Raw genomic sequence first — 12602 nt, 5'->3', positions numbered from 1 at the left:
TCACTTTTTACTATTACAGTATACACTATTCTTTTTGAAATTGCAAGCGATTTCAAAAAATATTTTAAAAAAAGTATCCACTCGCGCGAATACTTCATTTCTAAAAAGAGCTTCTAAGAACTGTAAAGCTAGGAACGACAAGGAGTTGAGTAGGTTCCGCCGCTAGATCTCCTCTTAATTTTTTGATTAGATGCTCTGCTGCCACTTGACCAATTTTATAAGAATCTTGGCGAATACAGGACACATTCGGATTTAAAACCTCCATCCATTCCAAATCCTCGTAGGAACCCAGACCAAAATCACGGGGATAGCTGTAATCGGTCTTGTTCAAGATTTTCATAAAATCAAGCAGGGCTGGGCCGTTCATAGTGAAAAAAGCGATTTTTTCTTTCCTTTGCTCAATCAACTGAAGAATTTTCTGAGCTGTCCCGTCTTGTCCCAAAACCAAAAGTTTCTCTGGGGCAGCCGAAACCTCTTCTTTAAAGCCCTGATAACGCATTTCCCGCGTCGAAATCCCCTCAATCGGAAAGGTGACAAAGTAAATGTCTTCATAGCCTGCCTTCTTCATTTCTGCCAGAAAAGCCTTGGTCGAGTCACGATTATTAGATACAACCGTGTCCAGCGTCACTTCTCTCGATTGCCTGTCCACTAGAACTGTCCGCTTCTTACTCAGCTTGTGAATCAGGGGCGAATTGGCATCCACTGTATCGAGAATAATCCCTGATACATTCTGCTGCTGAAGCCGCTCGATATTTTCCTGCTCAATCAGCTGGTCATTGTCTGAATTGGTAAAGTTAACCGTGTAGTCGTATTTCTTGCAAGTATCATGAATTCCTTTGATAACTGAGGAAATGAAGGGATTGGTGATATCCGCAATCACAACGCCAATCGTCTTGGTGTCTCTGGTCACCAAACTTTGCGCCATTTTGTTAGGTTGATAACCAGTTTCTTCAATGGCCAGCCGGATTTTCTCCCTCGTCTCCAAAGACATTTTCCGCATATTTCCATTTAAGTAATAAGAAATCGTCGCCTTGGACACCCCAACAAAGCTAGCAATATCATTGATTGTTACTTTTTTTGTCATTTTGTTCTTTCTAACTCATCAAATTGCATTTATTATATCACTTTAAAAATCAAGATGCCACTTAAAACCAACACAAAAAAGCAATCTCTGGGACTGCTCTTTGTTTTTTAATGACTAGCGCCTTTTTGCCCATAGTAAGCGTTCGGCCCGTGTTTGCGGAGGTAGTGCTTATCCATGAGGTATTTTGGTGCTTCTTTGACATCGGGTTTGATTTGCTCGGTGAAGCGCGCCATTTTAGCAACTTCTTCCAAGACAACGCTGTGGTAAACCGCGGCTTCTGGCGTCTTGCCCCAAGTAAAGGGACCGTGGTTGCGCACAGTGACACCTGGCACTGCCATTGGGTCAATCTGACGTTCGCGGAAGGTTTCAATAATCACAGTGCCTGTTTCTTTTTCGTAGGCCGTGTTGATTTCGCTTTCTGTCAATGAACGTGCCGCTGGAATGGGGCCGTAGAAATAATCCGCATGCGTCGTTCCGTAAAATGGAATATCGCGCCCAGCCTGTGCCCAGCCAACCGCTTCCGTTGAGTGCGTGTGAACAACGCCACCGACTTTTGGGAAAGCCTTGTAGAGCTCCACGTGGGTAGCCAAGTCAGATGACGGATTGAGGTCGCCTTCAACGATATTGCCGTCCAAGTCGGTCACAACCATATTTTCCGGACTGAGCTTATCGTAGTCCACACCGCTAGGTTTGATGACAATCAAGCCCGCTTCGCGGTCCACCGCAGAGACATTTCCCCAAGTAAACTTAACCAAGCCATGTTTTGGCAGGTCACAATTAGCCTTGTAAACGCGCTCTCTTAATTCTGGTAACAGCATTAGTTTAACCCCGCTTTCTCAATGAGTGGATAAAGGAAATCTTGAGCTTCTTTGATAGCCGCCTTGGTTTCCTCTACTGTTGGACAATTTTCAGACCACATTTCAATCAAAAACGGTCCTTGATAATTGGTTTCTTTTAAAATTCTGAAAGTATCTTCCCAGTTGACACAACCTTGACCAAAAGGCACATCGCGGAATTGCCCCTTGGACTGCTCAGTCACAGGATAGGTATCCTTGAGATGCAGAGCTGCCAGAGCCTGGTGCCCGATAACAAACTCACTATAGAGGTCATTGTGCCAAGCTGAGAGATTACCTGTGTCTGGATAGACAAAGAGATAAGGCGAGTTGATAGCCTTTTCAACAGCCAGGTATTTTTCAATACTATTGATAAATGGGTCATCCATAATCTCAATCGCAAGAATAACCTGCGCTTGCTCCGCCCAATTACAAGCCTTACGTAGATTTTTGAGGAAGCGAGCTCGTGTTTCTGGCGATTTTTCCTCATAGTAGACATCATAGCCCGCCAGCTGAATGACCCGCACACCCAAATCCTGCGCCAACTCGATACATTGCTTCATGGTTTCCAGCGACTTGGCTTCTAGGACTGGATCGTTTGACCCTAGCGGATAGCGGCGGTGCCCAGAAAAGCAGATAGTCGGAATGCGGACACCCGTTTCATAAACAGCCTTGACCACTTCAAAGCGTTCTTCCTTACTCCATTCCAAGCGCGCTAAGCGAACATCGCTTTCATCAACCGACATTTCAACAAAGTCAAAGCCCAGCTCCTTGGCAAACTCCAAGCGTTCTTTCCAAGTGAAGTGCTTGGGCGTCGCCTTTTCGTAAATTCCAATCGGACGTGTCATAGCCTACCCCCAAATTCGACGGATTTCGTCTTTAATTGTTCTCCTATATTATATAATGTGAAAACGGAAACAAAAAGACCAAGAATTACACAGCGGACTGTTCACTCTTGGACTGTATGATTTACGATATTTTACGGATTATCTAATTTTCTCGTAGCTAAATAATAGGGAAGAATTTTAGCATAAGATTTCAATAGACCTTCTACGATTTCTTCTTCAGATGAATTTGCAGTCACAGAAACATCTGCCTTCACTAAAACTTTTCGGATTTCTTGACTGCTTACCTTCTCACGCAAAGTACGACGATTTACTTCATTCGCCTCCCATCTTTGACTTTCTCCATCTGAGTATACTAAATAATAAATTCCTTCTACCACTGGAACTTCTAGGACTTTGGCCTGCTTGCCTAAAGTTTTCTCATCTTTCTTGCGCTCGATAAAACTAACTTCTAGTGAGACACCAAAATCAGAAGGATTCCCGTACAAACGTAAGGCTAGCATAGGCTCTGTCACTTGTCCATCTCTCTGTAGATAGACCCAGAAATGTGGTCGCAAACGCTGAGCCTGATTCATCCACTGGCTAGTCTGATGGAGTTGCCATTCTGCATGGCTTGCTTGAAAGGCTTTAGCCAGTTCTGTAAAAGCCTTCCGTGCCTCTTGGCCTTTGTGGCGCAATTCCAGCATTTTCTCTCGCTCTTCTCCTGCTTTATCAGGATTACGGTACTGCAAACCAGCAAAGTCCAGATAGTTTCTTATTTTATTCAACATCAGTTTAATCTCCTCTAATACTCTTCGAAAATCAAATTCAAACCACGTTAGCGTCGCCTTACCGTACTCAAGTACAGCTTGCGGCTAGCTTCCTAGTTTGCTTTTTGATTTTCATTGAGTATAACTAGCAAAAAACCAGGAGAACCCTGATTTTACTTATTCTGTATCTACGACAACATAGCGATTTGGCTCGTCACCTTCAGAGTAACTAGTCACGCCATCCATACGTGAAATAATACGATGGATAATCTTGCGTTCGCTATTCGACATTGGATCTGTCTGATGACTGCGTCCTTCTTCTAAAACACGAGTCGCCAATTTTTGAGCATAGGTCTGCAAGACTTCTGCACGGTGTTCAACATAATCATTGACATTAATAGTGATATAGAAGGTTCTTGAATAGCGGTTGTAAAGATAATTTTGAGCCAACAATTGCAAGGCCTTCAAGACTTTACCATGGTAGCCGATAATACGACCTGGTTCGTTAGTATCAATTTGCAAATTGATACTACGACGGTTATAGTCATTTGAAAGTGTAGCTTCAACATCCATGTCATCAATAATTGTTTGAACATAAGTCGTTACTTCCGTAGCTACTTGTTCAATATCAAAGCTCGGTTCAACTTTCAAGCCCAAGTCTTCTAGTTCTTGACTTTCAGTTTGCTCAGTTTGGCTTTCAATAATAGGAGTTTCTACTTCTTCGAGAGCAGTTTCTTCAAGTTGTAACTCATTTAAAATCTCAATGTGACCAGTTTCTTCTAAGATAGTGCTGGCATGTCTTTCATGTTTTAAGATTTCAGCCTTGACTTCATCAGAAATACCTTGGCCTTCTTCCTCAATCTTTTTAATTGCTTCTACAACATGACCTAAATCAACAGTTGCTTCACTGACTGTTTTAACAGGCTCATTCAAATCATTAATTTGCTTTGGAACTCCCTTTACAGCTTGTTGGTTTGCTTTTACAACTGTCGTTTCACTAATAGCATCGATATCCACTTGGGCTGGTTTTTTACCAAATAAGCCAAGAAACCCTTTTTTCTCACGAGAAATGACTTTGATATGAGCCTTCATTCTTGGAATATCTAATTCTTTCAATCCTTTCTGGATTGCTTCTTCAACAGTTGAACCTGTAAATACTACCATTACCAGATTCCTCCTTATTATTTCGTTTTCTGAGCCTTTTTCTTGGCTTTTCTTTTTCTATTTTCCAAATCTTTTTGTGCCTGTACTACGGCCTCACGCTCTGCAATAATCTTGAATGGATTGTTCAAGAAATAGGTTTGCAGGACTTGATAAGCATTGGACACTGCCCAGTAGAGAGCAACTCCGCTCGGAGCATAAACCCCAAAGATAAAAATCAAGACCGGAATACCATACATCATCGCAGTCGTAGCGCCATTACGCTCAGACAAGGCTTTGTTGGACAACCAAGTACTTAAAAAGGTAAATACTGCCGCTAAAATCGGAAGAACAAGGGTTGTATCCACACCACCAAGGTTAATCCATAAGAAATGACCTGTCTTTAAAAAGTCAACTCTTGATAGAGCTTGGAACAAGGCCAAGATAACCGGCATCTGAATCAAAATCGGCCAAAGAGAATCTGACTGTCTGACACCCATTTCTTTAAAGACTTTACGCATTTCTTGCTCTAGCTTGGTTCTGCTTTCCATATCTCGACCTGGATATTGTTCTCGAAGCGCCTTAATACGTGGTTGAGCTTCCTGCATTTTTCTGGACGCCACCATTTGCACTTGAAAGACTGGCAAAAGCAGTGTACGAATCAAGACCGTAAAGAGAATAATCCCCACTCCGATACTGATATCAAATGATAAAAAGCGAATGATTTCCGCAAAGAAGTAAACAAATTTACTCCAAAAATCAGCCGAATTGGCTGTAATATCGCTAGTTGTCCCATTAGTCGCACAGCCTGTCATGATCAATAGGGACAGTCCTAGCAGACTAGTCAACTGTAGTTTCTTTTTCACTCCCATTTCCTTCCTGGTAAATCTTTGATAATTTTAATACGTGGAGTAGATTTTTCTCCATCTCTGCGTATCCCAAGGTTTCGACTCCTTTTCGAGCAATGACAACAAAGTCGACATCTTCTACCAGACCCCCTTTTGCATTCTGGATAATATGTCTAATCCGTCGCTTAATTTGATTTCTAGTGACGGCATTCCCAAGTTTTTTGCTAACTGATAGACCTACTCGAAAATGGTTTTTCTGGTTTTCTAGTTGGTAGACAACAAATTTGCGGTTAGCAAAACTTGTTCCCTCCTTGAAAATCGCCTTAAAATCTTTCTCTCTTTTTACACGAAAGTTTTTCTTCAAAACTCAACTCCATCTATTAAATTACTACTATTATACCATATTTTTCAAAAAAGCCAATCATAGCAAGGTTTTGCACAATTTCATCAGAAAAAGAAGCTGGAAAAATCACTTTCCCAACTCCTTGTACGGAATATTTTTTCTAATTTTAGTTATTTTTTCAAGCGTTCAACGTCACGGGCAATAACTAGCTCTTCATCTGTTGGAATAACCAAGACACGAATCTTCGCTGCCTCTGTTGAGATGTCTCCTGTCACACCAAAGACGTTCTTTTCTGGATCAACATCACAGCCAAACCAAGAGATACCTGAGATAACATCTTCACGTACATTTGCAGCATTTTCACCAATACCTGCTGTGAAGATAATAGCATCTGCTCCATTTAGGACCGCAAGGTATTGACCGATATGTTTTTGAATGCGGTCAACATACATTTCATAAGCCAAAGTGGCATCGTGATCCCCTTCTTTCATAGCAGCAATCACATCACGCATATCACTAGATTTACCTGAAACCCCCATTAGTCCCGATTCACGATTAAGGACGTGACTAATGTCTTCAGGAGTATTAAAGTCCTCTGTATATTGCATTAAGTAAGGAATGATAGCTGGGTCAATATCTCCTGTACGAGTTCCCATCATCACACCACCAAGTGGAGTGAATCCCATTGAAGTATCGACAGATTGACCACCCTTAACAGCTGTAATAGAAGCACCATTACCGATGTGGCAAGTAATCAATTTCAAGTCCTCTAATGGACGGCCCAAGAGTTTTGCGGCTTCTCCTGCTACAAACTGGTGACTTGTACCGTGGGCCCCATATTTACGAACCTTGTTTTCTGTGTAATATTTTGTTGGTAGAGGGTAGCGATAAGCTTTCTCTGGCATAGTTGTGTGGAATGAAGTATCAAAAACAACTACACTGGTAATGTCTGGCAACAATTCCTTGAAGGCACGAACACCTGCTGCATTGGCTGGATTGTGGAGAGGAGCCAACAAACTCAACTCTTCAACTTTTTCTAAAACATCTCCTTCAACAACTGTTGATTCTTTGAAATATTCTCCACCTGCAACAACACGATGTCCAACACCTGTAATCTCGTCATAAGCCTTGATAATATCGAAACGAATCAAGTCATCCAATAAAATTTTAACAGCTTGTGTGTGATTTTCAATATCCAAAATTTGTTGTTCAGAACGGCCATCAAATTTTACAGTTGAAATTGAATCTTTCAAACCGATACGTTCAATCAAACCTTTCGCCAATACTCTTTCTTCTGGCATTAAGTATAATTGCCATTTCAAACTTGAACTTCCTGCATTTATTGCGATTGTTTTTGTCATAACATGATACCCCTTTTAAGCGTTTTCAACTATTATAACAAAATCTATTTTATATTTCAGTACCTTGAGTCCATTTTTGAAAATTTTCTTTAAATTTCATTAAAACACTTGCATCTTGCAAGCTAGCAAGTGGATAAATAAAAGGCTCCACTGCTATTTCACTTTTCTTCTGTAGGATAAAAATAGTCTTAGATTGTTTGGCATTAGCAAAGAGATTTTCAGGTAAACTAATCATAGAAACCAGACTTGCTTCTTCTTTCAACCAACCTTTCAACAAGTCACTTTGAGGACTGGTCAACAAATCACTTGGAGCGAGAAAAATAGCGTATCCATCTGACTTGAGATACTTAAGGCCTTGTTCCATGAGCAAGTGATGGGCGTAAGTATGCTCTTGACTAGAAGCAACTTGATGGCGCGACGCAACGGCATCATCAGGATAATAGCCGACAGGCAAGTCGCTGATGACCACATCGCTTTCTTTGAGCATTTGTGGACGAACGGCATCTCCTTGGACAAAGCCAGCCTGCAAACCAATTACATCTGCCATGCTAGCTGCCAAATCAATCAGCAAATCATCCACTTCCATTCCCAAATAATCCACCTTTTTATCAAGCGAGGTCAAGAAAGTTGCGCCCAGAATCCCCATTCCAGACCCCATTTCGAGGATAGTGATTTCCTCCTCTTTAAACAACTCCTCCACAATAAACACCAAAAGTAAAGCAATGGCATCTGGTGTAAACTGGTGATTGGCCTGCAAGGGTTCTGTTTGCCCGGCCTTCATCAAGAGAAACTGGTAGGTCTTGAGCCATTCTTCTTTGCGAAGCGCTAAGCGTTTAAGGGCCTGATTGTTCTCTTTGATCTGATTTAGCTCAGTCTCACCATCCAGATAGATGCTGTTTTGCTCCACCAAGGCGTCATAAAAATTGGTCGCCAAATCACTTTGAATGACTTGGACATTCTCTAGTAAATAGGTATAAGCTTGTTCAATTTTTTCAAAATCCATATTCCTATCTTATCAAATTTCCCTTCTTTTTTCCATCCTTATAGAAAAATCACTCCCTGACTAGGCGAGTGATTTTTGGGCTACTGTTAAAAAGAGTTCTGAGTAATTTCCTTGAAACAGGTCTTCAGCGCTATAGAGGATCTGACTATGTACAGATGAAAAACCATGCTGGGCTAGCTTGTTTTCCAGTTCAACCAATTCAAATCCATGATGGTTAGCCTCTGTCTTGGTAAAATCAGCAAGCAGGAGTTGTCCATCTTCACTCAAATGTTGATAAAACAGTGAGAGAGCCGCATCCAAATCAGGCATATGGTGAAGAACCCGACAAACAACAATGAGATCAATCTCTTGCTCCAAGGGATTTGCCAGTAAATCTTGCTCCAGAAAGTGGATATTCTTGATTTCTTGCTGCTCCGCTTTCAAACGAGCTTGCTCCAGCATTTTCTCCGAAATATCTACCAATGTTACAAACTTGGCTTGTTTGGCTAGTGGCAAGGTTAATAGACCCGTCCCTCCACCGAAATCCAAAATTTCTTTGTCTGATAGAAGATCAATCTGTTCCTCGACTGCTTGACAAACCAAGTTTGCAAGGAAGATATTTTTAGGTGAATCAAAAGTTTCTGCTTTGTGGTTAAAATCATGTTTCATATTTTTAGTTTAGCACAAAGTAGCTTGATTGGCTAGGAATTCTCTTTCTTTTCAGGCTTCTCTTCTGATTTTTTCTCCACTTTTTCGCTTGAATCGGTCGCTACCTTTTCCTTTTTCTCTGTTTTCTCTTCTTTTATTTTGACGGAAGGAAAGATGAACTCATATTGGCTCTTAGGCGTACGAATTCTTGTCACCAAGCTTGTTTTCTTGTTTTGATAACTCACCTGACCCAGATTAAAGGTCTGTTCCCCACTTTCTTGCTCAACCTTATCCTTGGTTCGCTTGGCCATAGCAAAAGCAAGCAATTTTTCTTTATTTAAAGCATAGTCTCGATAGTGGGCAGCTTGTCTGTTCAAGTAAAATTGTAACAAAAGACTAAAGATGGCTGCCATAGTGACTGCATAGATGAGAACACCCGCCTTAACTTTTTGCTTTTTCCACACGATAGATGAACTCCCTTTCTAAGCCTTTTTGGAATTGAAAACGAAAGCGAACCAGTTGATTCTCCTCTGTAATCTGCGCAGATTTGAGGCCATAAACCATAGGCTGATAACCTCGTCCACTGACATCAGTTTTTCGAAAATCATCCGATTTTGACTTACCTATCGCAATTTCCTTGCCATCCTGCTTCATATAGAGACGATTGCCCTCCACTTTTTCGAACTGCGAACGATCTAATTCTGCCTCCAACTGGTCCACAAACAAGAGCCACTCTTTTTGCTCACTTTGCTGCTGGTATCGAACTTCTGAAATGAGGAGCTGACTCATGGCTTGAAAGAGGAGTAAGCTTCCACTGATGACAATGAGGGCAATCAGGGATTCTAACAAGGTAAAAGCCTTGACCTTATGGCTCTTTGATTGCCAACAACTGTTCTGAACCATGGTAGACCTCCAATCCTTTTTCACTAGAAAACACCTGAATCTCCACTCCGTTTATCTTTACCTGATTTTGACCTGTCTGCAAGGCAATCTTAGCTACCCGCAATACTTCTTCCTTTTGCAATATTTTTGCTTCTTCTTGCCTATTTTTCTGAATTTGTCCCAAAAGGAGGGTTGCAATGCTGGCAAAGATAGCTAGAGCGACTAATGCTTCCAGTAAAATCACTGCCCTAATTTTTTGTTTCCTTAATGCGTTTAATTTTTCCATTTCCTAGATATAATTGATAACGAATCGCTCCTTTGCTAGTCTGAAATTCAACCTTAGCCAGGGACGAATTGCCCCCAGCTCGATCAAATGTAATACTTTGTCCCGATGGTGCTTGAATTCCTTTAGGAACTGTCAACTTTTGACTGCCATTGCTAATGGTCTGCCCATCTAAGTTCAGACTAGCCTTTTGCTGACTGGCTACACTGCGTTTTTGAGTTTCCCGATAGAGTTCTTCAAACTCCATAAAGAAAATCTGCTCCTCCACCGCCGCAAAAGTGGACTGGACAGAGCCGGATAAGCCCAAGGCAAGGATACTCACAAGACCCAAAACCAAGAGACTTTCAAGCATGGTAAAGGCCTTAATCATTGACTTTACGATTTGCCCCTCCATTTTTTGTATAGTATTCATTATAGGCTTTAGCCTGTTCTTTTGTGATTCGCCCATCTGCTTGTAACTTGCTTAGGCTAGCATCTTCATTTTTATCTAAGCTATAAAGTTCTGCCTGGCTTTCCACCACCTTAACAACAGCAGCTTTTCCTTTGTCGTTGACTGCTTCTTTTTGCTTGGTCAGATTAGGTACAAAAAGTAATAGAAGCACGCTGATGATGAGCAAGACCACCAACATTTCCACAAGTGTGAAAGCCTTCACTTTCGCTTTTTTCAAGAATGTCATCATTTTTTTCATTTTAAAAATTTACCTCCATATTTTGATACATGGGCATGAGCATTGCCGCATAAAGTAAAACGATAATCAGAGCCACAAAGATAAAAACCAGTGGCTGCACCAGATTCATGGTGCGATTGACTCGGGTAAAAAAGGCCTCCCAAGTTTTTTCAGCATAGATTTCCAACTCACTACCCAGCTTGGACTTAACTTCCCCATACTCGATGATGAGACTCAACTCCTTCTTAAAGAAAGGATAAGTTGCTATGGTTTGAGAAAATTCGCGGCCATTTTGTAGGGCTTGCGCCAAATCTTGACCGATTTCTTTAAAGAGCTGGGAACCTTGTTCCTGCATCATTTGAAAAATCTGCGTCAGTTCCATCCCCTGCGAAATCATATTCCCCCATTCACGCGCGTAATAGGCTGTCAAATAGGTCTGCACAAAGATTCCAAAAAAGGGAAAGCGTGCTAGGATAGAAAAGATGCGCATCTTAGAACTTCTTTTATAAAAAGTGAGTGCTAAAAGGACACCTACTGAAACAAAAACTATCATGCCTAGAAAGATTTGTGGCAGATTGCCAATGATTTGGGTGGCAATATTGCTACTATCCAGTTGTGGTAGTAGGTAGTTCCGTAGTCCCAGCATGATTAAGAGAAGAAATCCCAGTAAAATCAAGGGATAGGTCGCTACTTCAATTAATTTTTTCTTGACCTTGGCAAGATTGTCTAGATATTCTTCTATCTTTCCCAAACTCAGGTGGAGATTTCCATGGACTTCCGCTAGGGATAACTGAGTGACAATGGTACTTGAAAATCCCAAACTTTCCATCATTTCTGAGAATGATTTTCCCTGAGACAAGCCTGTGCGCATCTGGGTCACACACTGTTTGTCCAACAAGGAACTCCTATCTAAAAAGGAGATAGTCTCCACCAGATGAAAACCACTGGAAAAGAGATTGTTAAACAAGGTGATGATATTTTTTTGCTTAGCTGTAGCTAATTTTTTCCGTTTCAGCCTGAAAACTTGTGATATGTCCATCTTTAAGAAGCTGGTCAATCTGTTCATTCCAGCTAGTTGGCTTGTGTTCTTGATAGTCTTTGTTTGTAAAGTCAACGATTCCTCCTCCCCCGATTAATCTCTGGTAGCAAACTCCTTGCAGAACAACTGCTAATTCCTCCTCACTCACACCCAACTCCAGCAGGCGCTCATAAACACCTCGGATACTCTTGGCATGAATGGTTGAAAAGACTGTCGCACCTGTCAAACTAGCTCTGACCACTGCACGCGCCGTCTCGCTGTCCCGAATTTCTCCGATAATCAAGAGATCAGGACGATGCCGTAGGGAAAGCTTAATCAGATTTTCATAGGTTAGTCCGATTGCCTCATTCAACTGCAACTGGAGCATGTCATCCTGCTTGATTTCGACAGGATCTTCGATGGACATGACTTGCTGTCCTTTAAAGAGAGATTTAGCCAATTCATGCATCAGGGTTGTCTTGCCACTTCCGACTGGACCAGCAAAGAGATAGAGACCACGTTGCCTATACTGCTTGCCAAGTTCTTCAATATCCTGAAACCAAAAATGCAAATCCTGCTCCTCATCATGCAACAAGCGAATCACCAAACTCTCCTGCCCTCGATAATCGCCTACAGTAGATAGACGTAGGGACGCCATCTTCTGGTCATAGGCATAATCACAGGAACCAAGTTGACTACGTCGCTTTTCTCCAACATTCATACCCGCCACAAACTTAAAGTGACTGATGACGGCCGCAAATTTTTCGAAATCATAACAACCGATTTTACAGCGCTTGTCTCCTACCCTCATATGAAGTTCATAGGCGTCTAACTTAGGGACAAAATAAATGTCTTGCGCCCCTTTTTTCCGGGCCGAACGAATGATTTCTTGTGCAATTTCTTGAACCATACTTACCT

General features: G+C 41.6%; 17 protein-coding genes. All 17 read right to left on the bottom strand.

Annotated features, from left to right (window positions below; translation table 11 throughout):
• Window positions 1–100: 100 nt before the first annotated feature.
• A complete protein-coding gene (locus tag SK637_RS01095; RefSeq protein ID WP_033688048.1) occupies window positions 101–1084 on the bottom strand; it encodes a LacI family DNA-binding transcriptional regulator in 984 nt (327 codons plus the stop codon).
• 107 nt (window positions 1085–1191) lie between these two features.
• Window positions 1192–1902, bottom strand: coding sequence for an L-ribulose-5-phosphate 4-epimerase (locus SK637_RS01090; protein WP_033688047.1), 711 nt, complete (start codon window positions 1900–1902; stop codon window positions 1192–1194).
• Window positions 1902–2765, bottom strand: a complete 864-nt coding sequence (locus SK637_RS01085) for an L-ribulose-5-phosphate 3-epimerase (RefSeq protein ID WP_033688045.1) — start codon at window positions 2763–2765, stop codon at window positions 1902–1904. Before SK637_RS01085 ends, SK637_RS01090 begins: the two co-directional genes overlap by 1 nt.
• A 131-nt stretch (window positions 2766–2896) precedes the next feature.
• Complete coding sequence (locus SK637_RS01080; RefSeq protein WP_033688044.1) at window positions 2897–3532, bottom strand: hypothetical protein; 636 nt, start codon at window positions 3530–3532, stop codon at window positions 2897–2899.
• Window positions 3533–3688: 156 nt separating this feature from the next.
• Window positions 3689–4675, bottom strand: a complete 987-nt coding sequence (jag, locus tag SK637_RS01070) for an RNA-binding cell elongation regulator Jag/EloR (RefSeq protein ID WP_000260006.1) — start codon at window positions 4673–4675, stop codon at window positions 3689–3691.
• Between the two features lie 17 nt (window positions 4676–4692).
• The gene (locus SK637_RS01065; protein ID WP_201798902.1) at window positions 4693–5517 is read right to left on the bottom strand and encodes a membrane protein insertase YidC; all 825 of its coding nucleotides are present in this window, start codon (window positions 5515–5517) and stop codon (window positions 4693–4695) included.
• The gene (gene rnpA / locus SK637_RS01060; RefSeq protein ID WP_033688042.1) at window positions 5492–5863 is read right to left on the bottom strand and encodes a ribonuclease P protein component; all 372 of its coding nucleotides are present in this window, start codon (window positions 5861–5863) and stop codon (window positions 5492–5494) included. The genes SK637_RS01065 and rnpA overlap by 26 nt, the downstream gene beginning before the upstream one ends.
• A 149-nt stretch (window positions 5864–6012) precedes the next feature.
• Entirely contained in the window at window positions 6013–7203 is a 1191-nt protein-coding gene (locus SK637_RS01055) for an acetate kinase (protein ID WP_033688041.1), read from the bottom strand.
• A 49-nt stretch (window positions 7204–7252) separates the two neighbouring features.
• Window positions 7253–8206, bottom strand: a complete 954-nt coding sequence (locus SK637_RS01050) for a class I SAM-dependent methyltransferase (RefSeq protein WP_033688040.1) — start codon at window positions 8204–8206, stop codon at window positions 7253–7255.
• Between the two features lie 60 nt (window positions 8207–8266).
• Window positions 8267–8854: a class I SAM-dependent methyltransferase gene (locus SK637_RS01045; RefSeq protein ID WP_033688039.1), complete on the bottom strand. Its 588-nt coding sequence runs from the start codon at window positions 8852–8854 to the stop codon at window positions 8267–8269.
• 32 nt (window positions 8855–8886) lie between these two features.
• On the bottom strand, window positions 8887–9297 hold the full coding sequence (comGG, locus tag SK637_RS01040; protein WP_033688038.1) for a competence type IV pilus minor pilin ComGG: 411 nt from the start codon (window positions 9295–9297) through the stop codon (window positions 8887–8889).
• Window positions 9275–9736 carry a competence type IV pilus minor pilin ComGF gene (gene comGF, locus SK637_RS01035; protein ID WP_033688037.1) on the bottom strand — a complete coding sequence of 154 codons (462 nt, stop codon included), beginning with the start codon at window positions 9734–9736 and terminating at the stop codon, window positions 9275–9277. Before comGF ends, comGG begins: the two co-directional genes overlap by 23 nt.
• Entirely contained in the window at window positions 9699–10001 is a 303-nt protein-coding gene (gene comGE / locus SK637_RS01030; RefSeq protein WP_272898261.1) for a competence type IV pilus minor pilin ComGE, read from the bottom strand. Before comGE ends, comGF begins: the two co-directional genes overlap by 38 nt.
• The gene (gene comGD, locus SK637_RS01025; protein WP_000588010.1) at window positions 9964–10368 is read right to left on the bottom strand and encodes a competence type IV pilus minor pilin ComGD; all 405 of its coding nucleotides are present in this window, start codon (window positions 10366–10368) and stop codon (window positions 9964–9966) included. Before comGD ends, comGE begins: the two co-directional genes overlap by 38 nt.
• A complete protein-coding gene (gene comGC / locus SK637_RS01020; protein WP_033688035.1) occupies window positions 10361–10687 on the bottom strand; it encodes a competence type IV pilus major pilin ComGC in 327 nt (108 codons plus the stop codon). The genes comGD and comGC overlap by 8 nt, the downstream gene beginning before the upstream one ends.
• Before the next feature lies 1 nt (window position 10688).
• The gene (comGB, locus tag SK637_RS01015) at window positions 10689–11705 is read right to left on the bottom strand and encodes a competence type IV pilus assembly protein ComGB (RefSeq protein WP_080710441.1); all 1017 of its coding nucleotides are present in this window, start codon (window positions 11703–11705) and stop codon (window positions 10689–10691) included.
• Window positions 11653–12594, bottom strand: a complete 942-nt coding sequence (comGA, locus tag SK637_RS01010) for a competence type IV pilus ATPase ComGA (RefSeq protein WP_033688033.1) — start codon at window positions 12592–12594, stop codon at window positions 11653–11655. The genes comGB and comGA overlap by 53 nt, the downstream gene beginning before the upstream one ends.
• Between the last annotated feature and the right edge of the window lie 8 nt (window positions 12595–12602).

It is taken from the genome of Streptococcus mitis, from assembly GCF_000722765.2.
Classification (GTDB): Bacteria; Bacillota; Bacilli; order Lactobacillales; family Streptococcaceae; genus Streptococcus; species Streptococcus mitis_AQ.
The sequence above is the reverse complement of the archived record's forward strand: the minus strand, read 5'-3'. Positions and strand labels throughout refer to the sequence as shown.